The sequence below is a fragment of the Rothia sp. HSID18069 genome (assembly GCF_003989155.1).
Taxonomy (GTDB): domain Bacteria; phylum Actinomycetota; class Actinomycetes; order Actinomycetales; family Micrococcaceae; genus Rothia; species Rothia aeria.
Genome location: NZ_RBMG01000001.1, coordinates 358,606 through 377,486 on the forward strand (window position 1 = coordinate 358,606; position 18,881 = coordinate 377,486).

At 62.6% G+C, this 18,881-nt stretch carries 16 protein-coding genes; 9 read left to right on the forward strand and 7 right to left on the reverse strand.

Annotated elements, in window-relative coordinates:
• Window positions 1–164: 164 nt before the first annotated feature.
• Both D8M41_RS01695 and D8M41_RS01700 read right to left on the reverse strand, forming a co-directional pair.
• The gene (locus D8M41_RS01695) at window positions 165–947 is read right to left on the reverse strand and encodes a DUF1003 domain-containing protein (protein ID WP_006889149.1); all 783 of its coding nucleotides are present in this window, start codon (window positions 945–947) and stop codon (window positions 165–167) included.
• Window positions 940–2,271 (reverse strand): magnesium transporter MgtE N-terminal domain-containing protein, encoded by a 1,332-nt coding sequence (locus tag D8M41_RS01700; RefSeq protein ID WP_006889208.1) that lies wholly within the window; start codon window positions 2,269–2,271, stop codon window positions 940–942. The genes D8M41_RS01695 and D8M41_RS01700 overlap by 8 nt, the downstream gene beginning before the upstream one ends.
• Window positions 2,272–2,443: 172 nt before the next feature.
• Between D8M41_RS01700 and D8M41_RS01705 the strand changes: the two genes are divergently transcribed.
• Window positions 2,444–3,358 (forward strand): hypothetical protein, encoded by a 915-nt coding sequence (locus D8M41_RS01705; protein WP_006889181.1) that lies wholly within the window; start codon window positions 2,444–2,446, stop codon window positions 3,356–3,358.
• A gap of 93 nt (window positions 3,359–3,451) precedes the next feature.
• Here the strand turns inward: D8M41_RS01705 and D8M41_RS01710 are convergent, their stop codons facing one another.
• Entirely contained in the window at window positions 3,452–4,981 is a 1,530-nt protein-coding gene (locus D8M41_RS01710; RefSeq protein WP_006889152.1) for an aminopeptidase P family protein, read from the reverse strand.
• Between the two features lie 108 nt (window positions 4,982–5,089).
• Here D8M41_RS01710 and D8M41_RS01715 point away from each other — a divergent pair, with 108 nt between their 5' ends.
• Window positions 5,090–5,956, forward strand: coding sequence for a PHP domain-containing protein (locus D8M41_RS01715; protein WP_006889165.1), 867 nt, complete (start codon window positions 5,090–5,092; stop codon window positions 5,954–5,956).
• A gap of 146 nt (window positions 5,957–6,102) precedes the next feature.
• Here the strand turns inward: D8M41_RS01715 and D8M41_RS01720 are convergent, their stop codons facing one another.
• The 4 genes from D8M41_RS01720 to D8M41_RS01735 all read right to left on the reverse strand — a co-directional run bounded on the left by D8M41_RS01720 (window position 6,103) and on the right by D8M41_RS01735 (window position 10,947).
• On the reverse strand, window positions 6,103–7,311 hold the full coding sequence (locus tag D8M41_RS01720; protein WP_037232318.1) for a DNA-methyltransferase: 1,209 nt from the start codon (window positions 7,309–7,311) through the stop codon (window positions 6,103–6,105).
• A gap of 7 nt (window positions 7,312–7,318) precedes the next feature.
• Window positions 7,319–8,929, reverse strand: a complete 1,611-nt coding sequence (locus D8M41_RS01725; protein ID WP_023134094.1) for a DEAD/DEAH box helicase — start codon at window positions 8,927–8,929, stop codon at window positions 7,319–7,321.
• 344 nt (window positions 8,930–9,273) lie between these two features.
• Window positions 9,274–9,501, reverse strand: coding sequence for a DUF3107 domain-containing protein (locus D8M41_RS01730; protein ID WP_023134093.1), 228 nt, complete (start codon window positions 9,499–9,501; stop codon window positions 9,274–9,276).
• Window positions 9,502–9,699: 198 nt separating this feature from the next.
• Window positions 9,700–10,947: a glutamyl-tRNA reductase gene (locus D8M41_RS01735; RefSeq protein ID WP_126926291.1), complete on the reverse strand. Its 1,248-nt coding sequence runs from the start codon at window positions 10,945–10,947 to the stop codon at window positions 9,700–9,702.
• Between the two features lie 273 nt (window positions 10,948–11,220).
• Between D8M41_RS01735 and hemE the strand changes: the two genes are divergently transcribed.
• The 7 genes from hemE (at window position 11,221) to D8M41_RS01770 (ending at window position 18,838) form a co-directional block, all read left to right on the forward strand.
• Window positions 11,221–12,372 carry a uroporphyrinogen decarboxylase gene (gene hemE, locus D8M41_RS01740; protein WP_023134090.1) on the forward strand — a complete coding sequence of 384 codons (1,152 nt, stop codon included), beginning with the start codon at window positions 11,221–11,223 and terminating at the stop codon, window positions 12,370–12,372.
• Window positions 12,373–12,421: 49 nt separating this feature from the next.
• Window positions 12,422–13,921: a protoporphyrinogen oxidase gene (gene hemG / locus D8M41_RS01745; protein ID WP_023134088.1), complete on the forward strand. Its 1,500-nt coding sequence runs from the start codon at window positions 12,422–12,424 to the stop codon at window positions 13,919–13,921.
• A gap of 129 nt (window positions 13,922–14,050) precedes the next feature.
• Window positions 14,051–14,887, forward strand: coding sequence for a hydrogen peroxide-dependent heme synthase (gene hemQ / locus D8M41_RS01750; RefSeq protein ID WP_023134087.1), 837 nt, complete (start codon window positions 14,051–14,053; stop codon window positions 14,885–14,887).
• Complete coding sequence (locus tag D8M41_RS01755) at window positions 14,884–16,284, forward strand: ferrochelatase (RefSeq protein ID WP_231375417.1); 1,401 nt, start codon at window positions 14,884–14,886, stop codon at window positions 16,282–16,284. The genes hemQ and D8M41_RS01755 overlap by 4 nt, the downstream gene beginning before the upstream one ends.
• Window positions 16,285–16,396: 112 nt before the next feature.
• Window positions 16,397–17,500: a hydroxymethylbilane synthase gene (locus D8M41_RS01760; protein ID WP_023134085.1), complete on the forward strand. Its 1,104-nt coding sequence runs from the start codon at window positions 16,397–16,399 to the stop codon at window positions 17,498–17,500.
• Window positions 17,500–18,330 carry a uroporphyrinogen-III synthase gene (locus D8M41_RS01765; RefSeq protein ID WP_023134084.1) on the forward strand — a complete coding sequence of 277 codons (831 nt, stop codon included), beginning with the start codon at window positions 17,500–17,502 and terminating at the stop codon, window positions 18,328–18,330. The genes D8M41_RS01760 and D8M41_RS01765 overlap by 1 nt, the downstream gene beginning before the upstream one ends.
• Window positions 18,323–18,838, forward strand: a complete 516-nt coding sequence (locus tag D8M41_RS01770) for a hypothetical protein (protein ID WP_023134083.1) — start codon at window positions 18,323–18,325, stop codon at window positions 18,836–18,838. Before D8M41_RS01765 ends, D8M41_RS01770 begins: the two co-directional genes overlap by 8 nt.
• Window positions 18,839–18,881 lie beyond the last annotated feature (43 nt).

Here is an 18,881-nt window from a genome sequence, read left to right on the forward strand (position 1 = left end):
GGGATACGGGGATAGTTTACTCGGGGCCTAAGCTGCGGCGGTAACGCGGGCGCTGACCAGCACTCACAGCCCACCACCATACGCACCCTAGAAGAAACACAGCCCCGCCGGAACGACCCCTGCCTTTCTCATCATGCGCCCGGCAGCAGGCACCGGGCTAGGAGCTAGCTAACGTCCCGGCGCTCTTTCTTATCCGCCGCACTGGCTGCCGCATCGCCCGCCGCGGCGCTATCGCTGCTCTCGGAGCCCTGCTGCGCGCCGTCCTCGTGGGTGTCCTCGTCCTCGTATTCCTCACCAATATCGTGCAGCTGCTCAGCCTGGCGTTCCTGCTCTTCCTGAATAGATTTCAGCTCTTCCAAAATATCCCGCAGCTCACTGCGCACAAAGTCACGGGTGGCAACCTCACGCAGGGCAATACGCAGCGAGGCGATCTCACGCGTCAGATACTGTGTCTCCTCAAGGTTCTGCTGGTCACGTTTACGGTCCTCGGAGGCGACCACACGGTCACGGTCATCCTGCCGGTTCTGCGCCAACAGCAGCAGGGGAGCGGCGTACGATGCCTGCAGGGAGAGCATTAGGGTCAGCAGGGTAAAGTTGAGGCTTCGCGGGTCAAACTGCAGCTCTTCGGGGGCGAGCGTGTTCCACCCCAGCCACACGCCACAGAAAACAGTCATCCACAGCAGAAACTGGGGTGTGCCCATGTACCGGGCAAACCCCTCGGTCATACGCCCGAACGCATCCGGGTTCGGGCTGTAGGTGAACCTCCGCACCTTACGCTCAGCAGGTGTGCTCAGCTGCGACTCGGCACGCGAACGGGTCTTTTCCCGCCCGCTTTGGCCGCCCTCGGCATACCTTTCGGAGTATTTTTTCTCCAGCCGATCCTTCAGGATACGCGCCTTATCAATGCGCGGGTTTTCTTCGGTACGCAGGTGGTTCTGCTCAGACAAATCGGCGTCCTACCTTTCGTACAGGAGTCCCATCGTCGAAGGTTCGCCAGTCCTCAGGCAGCAGCGCATCGAGTACGTCGTCGATCGTCACCGCCCCCACCAGCCGGTGTGATTCGTTCACAATGGGGATAATGGTCAAATCGTAGGTTGCCAGCACGCGCGCCAATTCCTCAAGGCTGGCCTGGTCAGAGACCGGCTCAGTGTCCGTGTCTAGGATGCGCCCAATCGACTCGCTCGGCGGTACCCGTAGCAGCTGCTGCATGTGCACCATCCCCAGGTACCTGCCCGTGGGGGTTTCCAACGGGGGACGCGCCACCAGCACCGCCGCGGCCATCGCCGGGGGGATCTCCTCAGCCCGAATATGCGCCAGCGCCTCCGCCACCGTCGACTCGGGGGAGAGAATAATCGGCACCGGGTTCATGAGCGAACCGGCGGTACCCTCATCGTACTCAAGCAGTCGGCGCACATCTTCCGCCTCGTCGGGCTCCATGAGCTCCAGCAGCTTCTCACGCTGGGCATCCGGCAGCTCAATCAGCAGGTCGGCGGCGTCATCCGGTTCCATCTCTTCAAGCACCTGCGCGGCACGCTCGTCGTCAAGATGCGAAAGAATCTGCACCTGATCCTCTTCCGGCAGCTCCTGCAGCACATCCGCCAGCCGCTCATCCTGCAGCTCGTGCGCAATCTCAAGCATGCGCTTATCGCTCATCTCGTGGATGGCATCCGCAAGGTCGGCGGCGCGGGCATTCTCGTGGTTGGCGACGAACGTGGTCGCCTCCTGCGGCTCAAGGTCGGTGGAAAGGATCGTCTCGTCCCAGTCCACCACCAGCGTCTCCTTAGACCGGCGCCGCCAGCCGCTGCTGGATTTTACAGTGCGCGAGACAAACAGCTCCGTAATGCCCCAGTCGCCGTTACGGCGCTGCTCAATGGCCACATCCTCAATCACGGCGTCCCCGCTGCCGTCAAGCAGCCGCACCCGGCGGTCAAAAAGCTCCCCAACCACCAGCACCTCAGAATTACGCTGCTCAAAACGGCGCAGGTTCACCAGGCCCGTCGAAATAATCTGAGACGCCTCAATGCTGCGCACCCGGGTCATCGGCATGAACACACGTTTTTTGCCCAGCACCTCAATGATGATGCCCACCACCACCGGCTCGTTGCCTTTCGTGGGGCGTGAACCTGCCGCCATGGCGGCACCAAAACCGCGTTTGAGCACCACAACATCACGCAACCTGCCCAGGCGGTCACCGAACGGGTCGAACACGTCAAGGCCGAGCAGGCGCGCAATATAGATTTTGCTGGGGGCGCTGGACTTAGTATTGCTCACCTCTCTAGGGTACGCCCGAAAAAGAGAATGCGCACTTTATATAAGGGTCCGCTGGCTGTGGGCGTAACCCGGTGCGTTAGCACACCGGCCCGCCCATGCGACCTCAAAAACCGGTTCAGCCGATGGCGCACCCACCCTGCGGCGGGCCCACCCGCCCCGGTAAGATAGGGGTATGACTCAGACCCCGCCCTCCTCATACCTTGCCTCCCGCCTCGCACAAGCCAGCGGCCAGCCGCTTCCCAACGGCGAGGCGCTCGCAGCGTTCACCCGACGTGACGACGCGCTCGCCGCTTTTGACGTGCTCAGCGCCGCCGGGTTCCCGGTGACCGCCCTGTACCTGGTGAATGAGGGCGTGAAACAGGTGGAGTACCCGCTGCAGCGCAGCTACGGGCGGATGCTGCTCTCCTCCCTCATGTGGGGGATTATCGCCGGGCTGGGGTGTGCGGCTTTGACCATTGGTGACGGGTCTGATTTTTTGGGGCGCGCCGCCTCAACGGTGCCGCTGAGCGTCGCCATTTTTATGGTGTGGACCCTGGTGAGTATCCGCCGCGGCGGCAATAGCCGCTACCCGATGCGCGGGGAAGCAATCCCCGAACGCACCACCATGTATGCGCTGAGCGAGTACGCCGGGCAGGCACGCATGATCCTGCGCGACACCCCCGGTTTTGCCCAAGCGATGCGCTCAGTACACGGGGCGGCATACGGCGGCGGGAACGCAACGCAGCAGCCGGGCACAACAGGCACAGCCGCACCGCGTACCGGCAGTACCCCCTCCGCCCCGGCCGGTACGGCAGGCACCGCAGCGGGCACCGAGTCTGAGTCTGCTAAAAACACCACTGGCGCCCTCAGCGGCTACGGGCGGGGCGCCTCACCGGATGCGGGGCGGGTAGCCGCAACGGACGCCACCGACAGCACCGCCCCTGCGGCAGAGAGCGGTACCGAACCCCAAGGCGGTGAACGGGCCCCCGCCCAGCCGGCGGCACAGCGGTTCGGTCTGCGCATTGACGACCCGGAGGAATACGCCAAAACTATTCGGCAGGCCCCAGCCCGCGAAACCCCTAAGCCTAAAGGCGTCAAGGAAGACTAGCGTTCAACGTCAAAGAGGTATCTGACACAACAAAAAGTCCCCGTAGCCAGGACAGTACCGGCTGCGGGGAGTTTCGTCTGCGAAACTAAGAGACTACCGGGCGAGCTTCGCCATCCACGCTTCAATCTCTTCAACCGTGCGGGGCAGTGCCGCCGAGAGGTTTACATTGCCGTCCTCGGTGCACAGCACGTCATCTTCCAAACGAATACCGATACCGCGGTACTCCTTGGGAACAGACAAATCCTCATCCTTGAAGTACAGCGCGGGCTCAATCGTGAAGACCATACCCGGCTCCAGGGTTGCGCCGGTGTACAGCTCCGCCTTCGCCTGCGCACAGTCGTGCACATCCAAACCCAAATGGTGGCTGGTGCCGTGCGGCATCCACCGACGATGCTGACCACCCTCAACCGTCAAAGAAACCTCAGCCGAAACAGGCAGCAGCCCCCACTCCTCCAGACGATGCGCCAGCACCTCCATCGCGGCATCGTGAATCTCATGGAACTTACGACCCGGCACAGCGACCTTAAACGCCGCATCCGCAGCATCCAGCACCGCGTTATAGACCTTCGCCTGAACCTCGGTAAACTTGCCGTTCACCGGGAACGTGCGGGTCACATCGGCGGTGTACAGGGTATCGTCCTCAACACCGGCATCCAGCAGCAGCAGCTTGCCCTCATCCACGGTGCCGTTATTGCGAATCCAGTGCAGAATCGTCGCATTATTCCCGCAGGCTGCAATCGTGTCATAGCCCAGGTCGTTGCCGTCGGTACGTGCCACCGAGAAAAACGCGGTCTCCACCACGCGCTCACCACGATGATGCGCCACCGCCTTCGGAAGCTCACGCACGACCTCCTCGAAGCCCTTCACCGTCATATCAACCGAACGCTGCAGGTTCTCAACCTCGATCTCGTCCTTAATCAGACGGGCCTCAGAGAGCGCCACCGTCAGCTCGGAATCGAGCTTATCGGACTCTTCCAACGCAACGCCCGTGTTGTACCGGGAAGTATCAACCAGCGCATCAATAGAAGGATCAACCTCACGCACCAGCCGGATACGCACCCCACCCAAATCTTGGGCCCCAGCGTTCTTCGTAATCGCAACCTCAAGCTCCGAAAGGTCCTTCGTCCGCACACCGTAACGCTCCGAAAACTCCTTAAGCGTGGGGCGCGGGCCAACCCAGAACTCGCCGTAGCGCGCATCCGCATAAAACTGCGTGGTGTCACGGCCAGCCAGCGGGCGGAAATACAGGGTCACCTCATGGTTCGAGCCGTTATCGCCGGTGCCCTCCTCCACGGGTTCAAAAACCAGCACGGCGTCAGCCTCATGATCAACACCCAACCCGGTCTGGTGCGCAAACGCCGAATGCGGGCGGAAACGGTAATCACAATCGTTCGAGCGAACCTTCAGCGGCCCCGCGGGCAGAACCAGACGCTCACCCGGGAACTTCTGGGAAATCTTCTTACGGCGCTGCGCCGCAAAATCGGCAACGCGCTCGCGGGTATAACCGTCATCGGCTGCTGGCTCCCAATTAGATGCGATGAACTCCTGAAAAGCTGATGCTTTGGGGGTATCGCGGTGATCTGTTTCTGGAGCTTCTGCGCTCTTCTTCGTATTTTCACTCATAGTTGTATTCTATCCCACGCGTGGGGCGTATTTTAGGGTGGGGCGAAACCCGAAAAGGCCGTGTGCCACTGATACTGGTGGGGCGCTGTGGTGCGGTACAGTTAGGGTATGACTGAACGTTACGACCTGCATATTCACTCCGATATTTCTGATGGTACCCAGCCGCTGACCGAACTGGTTCCTCTGATTAGAGAGGCTGGGCTTGCCGGATTCGCCTTGACCGACCATGACACCGCACGCGGGTGGCCGCAGGCCGCCGAGCTGGCGGGGGAGTACGGGCTGGATTTTCTGCCCGGCGGCGAGTTCTCGTGCCGCTACAGCTACCGGGACGAGCAGGGACATGAGCGCACTAAGAGCGTGCACCTGCTGGGGTACGGGTACGACCCCGACTACCCGCAGCTGCGGGATGAGATGAAACGCCTGCTGGATGATAGGCTCAGCCGCGCCCGCCGGATGGCGGACCGGCTCGCCGCCGACTACCCGCTGACCTGGGACGATGTGCTCGCCCAGTCGAGTGACGGTGAGAACACCGTGTTTGGGCGCCCGCATCTTGCCGATGCGCTGGTTGCCGTGGGTGCCGCCGAGAACCGCGCCGACGCGTTCGACAATATCCTGCATGTGAACGGCCCGTACCATGTGCACCAGCAGTCAATGGACCCGCTGGAGGCTATCCGGCTGGTGCGCGCCGCCGGTGGCGTGCCGGTGGTGGCCCACCCCATGAGCGAGGAACGCGGGCCAGCGCTGCCGCTGGAATACCTGGGGCAGATGGTCGAGGCAGGCCTGGCCGGGGTGGAGGTGTACCACCGCGAAAACTCCGAGCCGAACCGTGCGCGCCTGCTGGAATTTGCGCGTGAACGTGAGCTGCTGGTGACCGGCTCCAGCGACTACCACGGTGCGGGCAAACCAAACCAACTGGGGGAGTACACCACCTCCCGCGAAACCGTGGAGGCGATCCGCGCCCAGATTAGCCGCTAGTGTCCGCGGCTCCTGTGGACGGGGCTAATAATGCGCTGTATAGAAGGGTTTTGTGCTTTCAGAAGACTTTCTAACTTCTGAAGGCACAAAACCCTTCTGAATAGGCTAATTATGCTGTTTTCTGCGTGTTACGGAACTGCGGGAGGCTACTTTTTCGCCGTCTGCGCCCGTTCTTTAGCGAGCTGCTGGCGGCGTCTTTCACGGCGTAGCACGTCCCGGCCGCGGATTCGCAAGTCTTTATCCACCGCGTCCGTGGAATGATGCCGCACAAACACGCTTGATGCGCCCGGCACAGGCTCAACACTTTCCTGTACTTTACGGCTCTGCGCCGCCAGCGCGCGCCGTGAGGCCGCCGTGAGCGCGTCCCGCGAGGTTCCCCCGCGCACACCCACACTGCGCTGCGGTGTGAACAGCACCGCCGCCCCGCGCGGCACACCCCGGTACGCGGCAAATGAGTGCTCCTCCACGTTCAGGCGTTTCGCCATGACCTCAATCGCGGGCGGGTTCTGATCCACGCACACGAACTTACGTTCCAGCTCAACGGCTGCGGCCCCGGTTGTGCCGGAGCCGGCAAAGAAATCCAGCACCCAGTCGCCCGGGCGTGAGGAGGCTGCGATCATCCGCTTCAGCAGCCCCACGGGTTTCTGCGTGGGGTAGCCGGTTTTTTCCTTGCCGGTGGGGGAGACGATCGTATGCCACCACACGTCGGTGGGGAGTTTACCGCGCGCCGCTTTCTCCTCGGTCACCAATCCCGGCGCCATATAGGGTTCACGGTCCACCGTGTCCGCGTTGAAATAGTACTTTTGCGGATCTTTGACGTACATCAGAATATTGTCGTGCTTGGTGGGCCAGCGTTTGGTGGATTTTGCGCCGTAATCGTAGGCCCAGATCAGCTCGTTCATAAAACAGTCGCGCCCAAAAATCATGTCGCACATGACCTTGGCGTAGTGAACCTCACGCCAGTCCAGGTGCAGGTAGAGGGTGCCGTCCTGGGTGAGCAGACGGTGGGCCTGCCTAATGCGCGGCTCCAAAAACGCCCAGTAGTCCTCGAACGCATCATGGTAGCTTGCGAGGGTTTGCAGGGCGCTTGTGTAGCTTTTGCCTTGGAACCCGGTGCGGTCACCCCGGGCACCGCCCTCCTGCGCGGGGGCGGTTTTGAGGGTGCGCCGTGTCTGCGTTTTACCGGTGTTAAACGGCGGGTCAATGTAGATGACGGTGAATGAGGCATCCGGCAGCTCGCTCAGATACGCCAGATTATCGGCCTGAACCACCAGCGACGAACCGTTCGGGTCGAAAGCAGGTGCAGCAGCGCCCGCAGATTGAGCCGTAGCTGCGGTGGGTACTGTTTCGCTCACTCGCTGCTTACTCCCCACCTGCGGCAAGAGCACCGGAGCCCGCCCCGTTAGAGCCTTGGCGGCGCCTGCGGCGGCGGCGTTTACCGCTGCCGGTAGACTCCACTGACTTTTCCCGTTCGGCGCGTTTACCCTCACGGCCCTGTGCGCTTTCACCCTCAACACGGCGGGTGCGGCGGCGCTGACGTTTCTTACCGGAATCCTGCCCGGGCTTCTCATCCCGTGCAGCACGTGAACGCGACCCGGTCCCGCGTGAGCCGGAACCACCCCGGCCCCGGGAACCCCGGCCCGAGCCGCGCGATGATGAGCGAGCCCCGCGCGGGGAGTCCCCGTAGTCTTCCAGACGCTCGGCGTCCAGACCCTCCAGCGTCTGCTCGGACCGCGGCAGACGGCCCTTGGTTCCGGCAGGGATGTTCAAATCATAGAACAGGTGCTCCGAGGACGAATAGGTTTCTACAGGGTCAGGAACCCCCAGCTCCAAGGCGTCATTAATAAGTTTCCACCGGGAAACATCCTCCCAGTCCACGAAGGTCACAGCGGTGCCCTCATTGCCAGCGCGCCCGGTGCGTCCGGTGCGGTGCAGGTAGGTTTTCTCATCCTCAGGCACACGGTGGTTAATCACATGGGTCACGTCTTCCACATCAATACCGCGGGCGGCAACATCGGTCGCCACCAGAATATCGACCTTGCCGTTGCGGAAGGCACGCAGCGCCTGCTCACGTGCACCCTGATTGAGGTCGCCGTGCAGGGGAGCGGCGGCGAACCCGCGCGCAATCAGCTCATCGGCAACCCGCGCCGCATCCCGCTTGGTCTTAGTGAAAATGACGGTGCGCCCACGCCCCTGCGCACGCAGAATACGGCCCAGCATCTCGTCTTTATCCATATGGTGCACCCGGTACACCACCTGCCGGATTGACGCCTTCGTTTTTGCTTGGTCTTCCGGGTCGGCGGCGCTCATGCGCATCGGCTTATTCATGTAGCGCCGCGCCATTGAGATCACCGGGCCGGGCATGGTCGCCGAGAACAGCATACTTTGCCGTTGAGAGGGCAGGTAGCTGAGGATTTTCTCGACCGAGGGCAGGAACCCCAAATCCAGCATCTCGTCGGCCTCATCCAGCACCACAATCTTCACCTGTTTCAGGTTCAGCGCACCCTGGTTGTACAGGTCAATGAGGCGCCCCGGGGTGCCGACCACAACCTCCAGCCCTTTCTTGAGCAGCTTCACCTGCGGCTCGTACGGCACACCGCCGTACAGGGTTGCCACGCGGGCGTTACGCAGTTTCGAGGCGATGGCAAGGTCCTCACCCACCTGGATGGCCAGTTCGCGGGTGGGTACCAGAATGAGCGCCTGCGGGGCGCCGGGGAACTCCAAATCCTCCCAGCCTTCGTCGTCTCGCCCGGTGACGCTCTGAATCGTGGGCAGGCCAAAGCCCAGGGTTTTGCCGGTGCCGGTTTTTGCCTGGGCGATAATATCGTGCCCGGCCAGCGCCACCGGCAGCGCCATTGTCTGAATGGGGAAGGGGGTGGTGATGCCCACCGCCGCCAGTGCGTCGCTAATGTCCTGGCGTACGCCGTAGTCGGCGAATGTCTCGGTTTTCTGTTGTGCTGCGTTATCAGCCATTGAGTGGTTCTCCTACCCGTGGGGGTGTTCGGCGGCGCCAGGCCCTCGCGTTTTTCGGTGCGCGGTTGAGGCGTATACGGCTCACACGTTCGCGTGTGCCGGTGCGTGGCGCTCATGATGTAGAAGCCGATCGCGGGAAATTCGTAACCCCGTCCTGGGGAGGAACAAGAAATTGTGTAGTCTAACGACCGGTCATTCACTTAACCCTTAAATATTAACCCGTCTGAGGACGAATCGCATCTTTAATCGCTGTGATAGCGCGGAAAAATATTCATTGTAAAAGTGCAAAAGCCCGCATCCGCACGGAACAGAAACCGGCGGTTGCGGGCGTGCTGCGGCAGAGTTTAGGCGCTGAAGCCGAAACCGATGTGACGCTTCTCCTCGGTGCCTAGCTCAACATAGCTGATCTGCGCACCGGGTACGAAGGTTGTGGTGCCTTTCTCATCGGTAATCTCAAGCGTGGTGCCGTTATGAATAGCGTCGGTCACCTTTGAGCGCACCTTCTCAGCGGTCTCATTAGTGTCGATGCTGATCTCGCGAGAAATGTGGCGGATACCGATTTTGATTTCCATGATGCTCCTTGTAAAACACTCGGCGGGGCGTTTTGTCTTGATGATTAGTGTAACCCGCCGGGGGCGCTCTTCGGGCGGGCGGTATCACCGATTCGCCGGGGGCTTAGCGGGTTTTACCCTCACGTTCAAGCGGGCATTTGGCCCCATGCAAACCTGGCGTTAACGGTTGGTGCCCGGCGACATTGGGGGCGTGCCGGTTTAGTCTTCTTCGACCTCAATACCGTAGAGTGCCTCCAGCCCGGCTACGTACTCATCGGTGCGCCCCTGGGCGGCCATCTGCTTGGCCCGGATGGTGGGGGTGTGCAGCAGGGATTTGACCATGCGGCGCATTGCCAGTTCCAGCTGCTCGGCGGCGGCACCGCACCCAAATTGGTTGCGTACCTTTTCAAGCTCGGTGTCGAGCACACTCATGGTGTGCCCGCGTAAAGCAACAATAGCCGCATCAATATTGCGGGTTTTCTGGCGGGCGGCAAACGCCTGCATCTCCGATTCGACAATGCGCTGGGCGGTTGCGACGGCCTCTTCAGTTTCTTCGGGGGCGGCCATGCGCACCGACTCTAGGGTGATGAGCTCCACCTCGGGCAGATCCGCCACTGCGGGGTCGAAATCGCGGGAGAGCGCCAAATCAAGGATGGTGTGCCGGCCGGGGGGAATGTCGGAGGGCGGCAGCGGGGCGGCCCCGCCGGAACAGCCGATAATCACATCCGCCTCGGCCATTGCCTGCCATGAGTGCCCTTGCGGCACCGCGTGCACATCGCGTTTGGCGGCAAACTGCTGGGCACGGCCCGAACGGGAATTCACCCAAATATCTTCGCATCCGCGTTCCCGCAGGGCTGCAATGGTGGCACCCGCATAGGCACCCGTGCCGAAGATAAGTGCCCGCCGGTTAGCCCAGTCTTTTTCAGCCACAGTATCGGCCAAATCAAGGGCAACCGCCACAATAGAACGCCCCTGCGACCCGATGGTGGTGTGCTGGCCTACCTGACGGGCGGTGTGTGCGGCGTGTTCAAAGAGCTGCACCAGCTCACCCGGCACGGGGCCAGCCTGCTGGGCGGTGGCGAGCGCCCGTCGCACCTGCCCGGCAATTTCTCGTTCACCAACTACCGCCGATTCCAGGCCCGAGGCCACGGTGAAAAGGTGCTCGGCGGATTCGAGGTCGCTGTACACCTCAAAGCTGCTGCTGACGATCTCTTGGGCGAGTCCGGCTTGGGTGGCGATATGAGCGAATATCAGCTCGCTCACGGGGGCCAGGTGCTCGGGGACTGCCAGTTTTATGTACACTTCGAGGCGGTTGCAGGTTGCCAGCACCACGGACCCTTCAACCCCCAGCTGACCGGCGGTGTCGCTTGTGAGTGTTTCGGGCACACTGGAAGCACCGTTGCTCAGTAATGCGACGGTGGTCAGGTCGATTATCCGGTGGGAGGCCACGAAGGCGTAAATAGTCACTAGGAACTAATCATAAACACTTTGTGGGCGAGTGTGTAAAACTCGTGAGGTGCCCGTCACCAAATGTGAGAATGGGTGGGTTTTTACCGCCTGGTGTGGGTTTCGGCGGCGTGTATTGGGGTGCGGAAAACACGAAGTCTGCTCTTCGCTGAGGTAGCTTCTCCCTTGTGGATACTAAGGTAAACCTATGTGTCTAGTACGGGGTGCAAAATATGTCGGAATGTGACAATGTGTCGTAAAAACACACGTCCAAAACCTGGCACACTGGGATATATGACCAAAACCAGCCCTGTACCCTGCCCGCCGCATCCGGCGGAGCGCCAGCGTGATTTGCTGACCGAGGCGCAGCTGTCGCGCCTGAGCGCATCCCACCCGCTGCGTGCCGCTCAAACCGCTGATTCGCCGATGCTGCAGGCGCTTACCGGGCGCGCATCTGAGCATCGTCCGGTCTGGTTTATGCGCCAGGCGGGGCGTTCGCTGCCCGAGTACCGCAAGGCGCGTGAGGGAATTCCCATGCTGGACGCCTGTTTGACACCCGAACTTGCCGCCGAGATTACTGTGCAGCCGGTGCGCCGTCACAAAGTCGATGCCGGTATTTTCTTCTCGGATATCGTTATCCCCATGAAGCTTGCGGGCGTGAATGTCGATATTGTGCCCGGCCGCGGCCCTGTACTTGAGAATCCTGTGCGCACGCTTGATGAAGTGCGCGCCCTGCCGGAGCTGACCGATACGGCACTTGACCCTATTCGTGAGGCAGTCGCGGCGACCGTCGAGATGCTCGGTTCCACCCCTCTTATTGGTTTTGCGGGTGCACCTTTCACTGTTGCCGCCTATATGGTTGAGGGCGGCCCTTCCCGCGATCACCTGCGCCCCCGCACTATGATGCACGCTGACCCCGTTGCCTGGCGCGAGTTGGCGCAGTGGGCCGCGCGCACCTCGGGGCAGTTTTTGCGGGCTCAGATCGAGGCGGGTGCATCCGCCGTGCAGCTCTTCGACTCCTGGGCTGGCTCGTTGGGTGAAGCTGACTACCGCCGGTCTGTGCAGGAACACTCTGCCGCCGCCTTGAGCATGGTCGAAGAATTTGGGGTGCCGCGCATCCACTTTGGTACCGGAACCGCCGAGCTGCTGCCCGCCATGCATGAGGCCGGTGCCGATGTGATCGGGGTGGACTACCGCCTGCCCCTTGATGAGGCAAACCGCAGGCTCAACGGTGCGGTGCCGCTTCAGGGGAATATCGATCCCGCGCTTCTGTCCGCTGGGCGTGAGGCCCTGTACGCTCACACGGATGAGGTACTCGCCGCCGGGGCGAGCGCCCCCGCCCATATCGTGAACCTGGGCCACGGGGTGCCGCCCACAACGGACCCGCAGGTGCTCACCGATCTGGTGGCATATATTCACGAACACCCCGCCAACTCACTACACTAGAAACTACACACTAGGAAAGCACCGCAATAATAACGAGGAACAGTACGATATGGGTCTACACAGGGCAGCACACCCGCACATAGGAAAGAACGCACCCACCGCGATCGTGGTGGGCGGCGGTGTCTCCGGGCTGTTAGCTGCCCGGGAGCTCGCCGCAGCCGGGGTGCGCGTGACCCTCCTCGAACAAAAAGACCATCTGGGTGGTGCCGTCGGTGCGCACGAAGTTGGGGGGCTGCTGCTGGATTCCGGTGCAGAGTCCTACGCCACCCGATCACCCATCGTTTCGGAGCTTGTTAAAGAGCTGGGCCTTGGGGAGCATATTGTCACCCCCAACCCGCACGGCTCGTGGCTGTACCTGCCTTTCGGGGCGCGTAAAACCCCGAACACCGGGATTATGGGTATTCCGGGCAACCTGGACGATAAAACCCTGCTCGGGGTGCTCGGCCGGGCGGGGCTGCGCCGCGCCAAACTTGATAAGGCCCTACCGGCCTCTGTGGGTGCTAAAGCAAAAACTCTTGGTGAGCTGGTGCGCGCCCGTATGGGCAATAAGGTGCTGAAGAACCTGGTGGCCCCGGTGGTTTCGGGTGTGTATTCGGCGCACCCCGACCAGCTGGACGCGGACGCCACCATCCCCGGGCTACGCGAAGGGCTGAAAAAACATAAGTCCCTTGCCGCCGCCTCCGCAGCGCTGAGGGCGCAGGCCCCGGCCGGTTCCCAGGTGGCTAGCCTATCCGGGGGCCTGAACCAGCTCTCTGAGAAGCTGGTGGAAGACCTGTACACCAAATGTGCGCGTATTATTGCGGGATTCGACGTGATCGCCATTGACCGTGACAGCGTCACGGGGGAGTGGTTCGTGATTCAGCGGCACACCGTCGACGGGGAGATTCAGGCTACTCTGCGCGCCGACTATTTGGTGCTCGCCACCGACGGCCCCACCACTGCGCGCCTGCTGGGGTCACATATTAAAACCTCGCTGCCCACCCTGAAACCCGGGCCCGAGGTTGCGCTCGTGACCCTTGTGGTGGAGCAGCCCGCCTTGAACGCGCACCCGCGCGGCACCGGCATGCTGGTCTCTGAGGAGGTCACAAATGTGCGCGCTAAGGCACTTACCCATGTGAGCGCGAAATGGCCGTGGGTCGCCGAGGCTGTCGGGAAAGACAAGCACGTGGTGCGTCTTTCGTACGGTCGCGGCGGAGAGAACGCGAGCATTAGCGATGTGGCGCTTGCCGACGAGCAGCTCATCACCCTGGCGCTTCACGACGCCGCGAAACTGCTGGACGTTCCCATCACCGCCCATGAGCTGCTGGATGCGGACGTGGTGCGCTGGAGCAACGTGTTACCGCGCACCGCCCCAGGCCACCGGGATAAGGTGAAAACGTTCCGGGAGCTCACAGCTCAGCTGGAGACGGTGTGCGTGGTGGGAACCTGGGCTGCCGGGTCCGGGCTGGTCTCAACGGTGCGTGACACCCGCGAGCAGGTGGAACAGTTCCTCAAACGAAACACCCCGCAGGTCGACGGCGCTAAACGCAGCGAAGAAGCAGCTGGGTAGCACCCTCAAATACCCCGTGCCACGCCCACCAGATATAAAACATAGGCGACCTGGCGAGGATGGGGAACGCCGCACGATCAAGAACGCATAATAGGGCGGGAAACCGCCGCACGAAAGGAAGAACAAACAATGTCACAGGAATCCCACCACGACGCACATTCGCACGGCGCACCCGCTGGCGGCTCCCACACCCACGGCGGGCACGGGCCTCACGGGGCGTACGGTGACCGGCCTGCACACGGGTACGGCAGCCAGCAGCACTCGCCCGCAGAAGAAAATAAACGCGGCCGCGAGAACGGCGAGAAGCTCTTCTACACGCTCTACACTGTGTTCGCCCGTGACGGGGTGCGCCCGGAAGGGGCCTCCAGCCCCGCCGCCATCGCAGAGTTCGAGGAACTCACCCAGGAACTCGCCAACGACGGGGTGACCGTGCGCGGCCTCTACGACGTGTCCGCCATGCGCAACAACGCCGATGTGATGGTCTGGACCCACGGCTCAGCCCCCGAAAAACTGCAGGAAGCTGTGCGTAAGATCCGCCGCACCGCCCTGTTCGGGGCCACCACCATCGTGTGGTCCACCATGGGTGTGCACCGCGACGCCGAGTTCACCCGCAACCACGCCCCCGCCTACTCGCGGGGTAAAGCACCCGAGGCGTGGGTGTGCGTGTACCCGTTCGTGCGCTCGTACGACTGGTACTACATGAACCCGCAGCGCCGCGCCGAAATGCTCAAAAACCACGGGATGAAAGCCGTCGATTTCCCGCAGGTGCTCGCCAACACTGTGGCCACCTTCGGCTTGAACGACTACGAGTGGGTGCTCGCCCTTGAAGCCCCCGAACTGGTGGACCTGGTCGATATGATGCGCCACTTCCGCAACACCGAGGCGCGTCTGTATGTGCGTGAGGAAATTCCCTTCTACACCGGGCGCCGTATCCCAGCTGTCGACGTTGCTGAGGTGCTCGCGTGAATCAACCGGTAACGAACCATGCAGCCCGCCCGGGCGCTGGCGGCAGCAGTGTGTGCAGCGGCTGCTGCGGCTCGGTGCCCAATAATATCCGCCCGAACGTGACCGACCCGCACAATACCGCCTCCAACGGCCCCGCGGTACTGAACGAGGACACGATCGGCAGCTACCGCGGCGAGTGCGGAATCACCCGTTCCCGCGCGGCCGCCCCCGCCCCGTATGATCTGGTGATTCTCTCATCGTTCGGCGGCCCCGAGGGGCAGGACGATGTGATTCCCTTCCTGCGTAATGTCACGGCGGGCCGCGGGATTCCCGATGAGCGTCTTGAAGAGGTCGCCACCCACTACCGTGCTAACGGCGGTGTCTCTCCCATTAACGAGCAGAACCGTGCTTTGCTGGCCGCCCTGAAACAGGCCCTGGCCGAACGCGGCCCGCGCATCCCCATCGTGTGGGCGAACCGTAACTGGGACCCCTACGTCAGTGACGTGCTGCAGCAGGCGTATGAGGAAGGGCACCGCAATATTCTGGTGCTCGCCACCAGCGCCTACCCCGGCTACTCCAGCTGCCGCCAATACCGTGAAGACTACGGGGTGGCGCTTCAAAAACTGGGGCTTCACGGTCAGATGCGCGTCGATAAGATCCGTCAATTCTTCGACACCCCCGGGTTTGTGCAGGCCTTCGCCGACGGCCTGCAGGACGGGCTGAAACAGGTGCAGGAGCAGGTGGCTGCACGGCATGCTGACGATACCGCCGCTGCGGGAAATGGGCGCATCCGCATTATGTTCTGCACCCACTCGGTGCCGACCTCCGCCGCGAATGAGGCAGGCCCGCGCGGTATCGACTATGAGGGCGGATCCGCGTATGTTGAGAAGCACCTTCAGGTGGCCCGTGCCGTCCTGGCGCAGGTGCAGGAGCATCATGAGAGCCTGCTGGATAATACCGACTGGGAGCTGGTGTACCAGTCACGGTCCGGCCCGCCGTCCATGCCGTGGCTTGAACCCGACGTAAACGACGCGATTGAGAAAGCCGCCGGTGATATAGACGGTATTGTTCTGGTGCCGCTGGGTTTTGTCTCTGACCATATGGAAGTCAAATGGGACCTTGACACTGAGGCACTGGATACCTGCGCCGAGCACGGGATCGCGGCGGTGCGCACCCCCACCCCCGGCACGCACCCGGCGTACGTTGAATCGTTACGCCGCCTGATTGCCGAACGCGTCGCCGCCAACCCACACACCGGGCTGGATAATGAGGCGGCCCGCACCCGGGAGAGCGTGTGCGAGGAATCAGTGACCGGCGAACGCGGCTGGTTCGACGAATGCGACCCCGACTGCTGCAAACCCGCACGCGGCGCCGCGAAACCGGTCATCGCCGAATACTCCGGCGGCACGAACCCGTAGCTGATGCTTCAGGCGGGTGCCGCCCAGGAGATAGGAACCATAGAACCGGCACCGCCGACATACCCCGAAACCCCACGCCGTGACCCCACCACTAATACCCTCAAGGAGAACCATGAGCGAGACCTACCTGCTGGGCACACGCGGGTCGGCGCTAGCCCTCACCCAGAGCACCCTCGCCGCCGAACACGTCACCGCCGCCTCCCACGCTCATGAGGGCACCACCGGTGTGGAATTTGAGCTGGTCACCGTCAAAACTGAGGGGGATACGCTCGCCGGCCCGCTCGCAACCCTGGGCGGCACCGGCGTGTTCGCTGCGGCCCTGCGTCAGCGCCTGCTGGCGGGCAATAACGGGGAAGGCGTCGATATGGCGGTGCACTCCCTGAAAGACCTGCCCTCTGCCCCATGCCCCGGGCTGGTGGTCGCGGCAACCCTTAAACGTGAAGACCCGCGCGATGCGCTCGTTGCACGTGACCAGTTGACTCTTGACACCCTCCCCACCGGTGCCCGCGTCGGCACCGGGTCGCCGCGCCGTGCAGCGCAGCTGCGGCTGCTGCGCCCCGACCTTGAAATCGTTGATATCCGCGGTAATGTGGGCACCCGCATCGCCCGTGTGAAAGGGCTCGAAGAGCACGGTGCCCGGCAGGTGATGGTGCAGGGTTCGGCTGAAACCGACCGGCAGGCGCACACCGGGGTGGGGGCCGAAACCGCCGGTGACTGTGACGCCGTGGTGCTGGCTGTGTCGGGCCTCAAACGCCTGAACAAAGAGGACGTAATTACCGAGTACCTTGACCCTACCCGCATGCTCCCAGCCCCAGGGCAGGGCGCGCTCGCCCTTGAGGTGCGTGAGAGCGAATTCGCCAACCCGGATATTGCCTCCCTGACGGAGACCGAAATTTCCCGGCCGGTGCGTTCTTTGGGGGCCGCACTGATTGCCGCCGACCATTTTGAGACCCGGCTGGCGGTCACCGCGGAGCGTGCTCTGCTGCGCCGCCTAGAAGCCGGATGCGCCGCCCCCATCGGCGCCTATGCGCACGTAATAGAGGGCGATTTGGTACTCACCGCCATAGTCGCAGACCCCAGGGGCACCAAGTGCATCCGCCACTCTGCTGCGACCGTGGAGCTGGACATACCCGGTGCCGAAAGGCTGGGGGTGCACGTGGCTGAAGATATGCTGCAGATGGGTGCAGCCGCACTTGCCGGGCTTGAGGTGTCCTAGTGGGTGCCGCGCGCGTTCTGCTCACCCGCACAGCAGCTAAAGGCGCCGGGTTCGCGCGGGCGCTGAGTGAGCTTGCCCGGCAGCGGGGTGAGCCCGCCCCGAACGTGCTGTATGCGCCGGTGCATGTGCCGCGCACCGTGGCGTACACCCCCGAGCTGAGCGCGGCCCTTCAAGCGACCGCCGCCGATCAGGTGGCGTGGGTGACGTTCACAAGCGCCAATGCGGTGCGTGCCTGCACCGAGCTGTGGGGGGAGCATTTCGCGCATGTGCTTAATGCCGCCGATGCGCGCCTGGCCTGCGTGGGTAAGGCGACCGCAGCGGAACTGGAACGGTGCGGGATAGAGCCGGACTATATACCGCACACCCAGAGCGCCATGGGGATGCTTGCCGGTTTCCCCACCGGCGATCGTCAGCAGGACGAGCCTGACACCGTGTGGGTGGTTGAGGGCCAGAACGCCCGGCCTACCCTGCGTGAGGGGCTGGGGGCGTTGGGCTTTCGGGTGATGCGCACCGTGGTGTACCGTATGGAGCCTGCGGCCGAGGCTGACCTCGCCCCCGGTGAGCTTGGGCGTGACGCAGCTCGGGAAGCCCTCAGCCGTGAGGCATCTGCTGGCCAGCCGATAACGGATGCCGTGGTCGCTACCGCCCCGTCGCTGCTTCAGGCGCTCGCCGAGGGGGTGCCAGCCGACAGGTTCCCGCCGGTGGTGGCTATTGGGCAGAGCACCGCATCTGCTGCGCGTTCTTTGGGGGTGCCGTATGTGGTGGCGGATTCCCCGTCTGCGCAGGATTTGGCGTCCGCCGCGTTTTCGGTGGTGAGCGCGGGTGCTTAACGGGCGGGATGAGCAGCTGGCGCAGTGTTGTCAGCGCCGCGCGGATAAAATAACGCTGACCGGCAAACTACCTGCCGGGCTGGACGGTGCGTACCTGCGGTTTTTAGAGCAGTACCGCGGCGGGGAGATAACCGCCGACTGCTGTCTTTACGGGTATGAGCAGGCCCTGGAGCATCACCGTTACCTGGAGCGGGAGCACCCCAAGTTCAGCCGCACGGTGTGGCCTGTGGGGAGCGCCGGTAATGGCGATGAGTGGTTTTTCGCCCGTGGCAGTAACACCATCCTGTACTACGACCATGATGCGGGCCAGTACGATGCGCAGCATGTGGAGGATATGCGCATTAGCTTTACGGAGTTTGTGGAACTGCATTTTCAGTACAGAGAGCTTGAAGATTACCTGGATCGGCGCGGGGCGCTCACCGATGTGCAGAGGCAAGATTTTGTACGCTCCGTGAATGCTATACGGGATGGCCTGTTTGAGGATTATCCGTTCGCCCCACCCGAGTAAGCCCAGCCGTACCCGCCACCGAATCAGTTACTGAAAGGACACA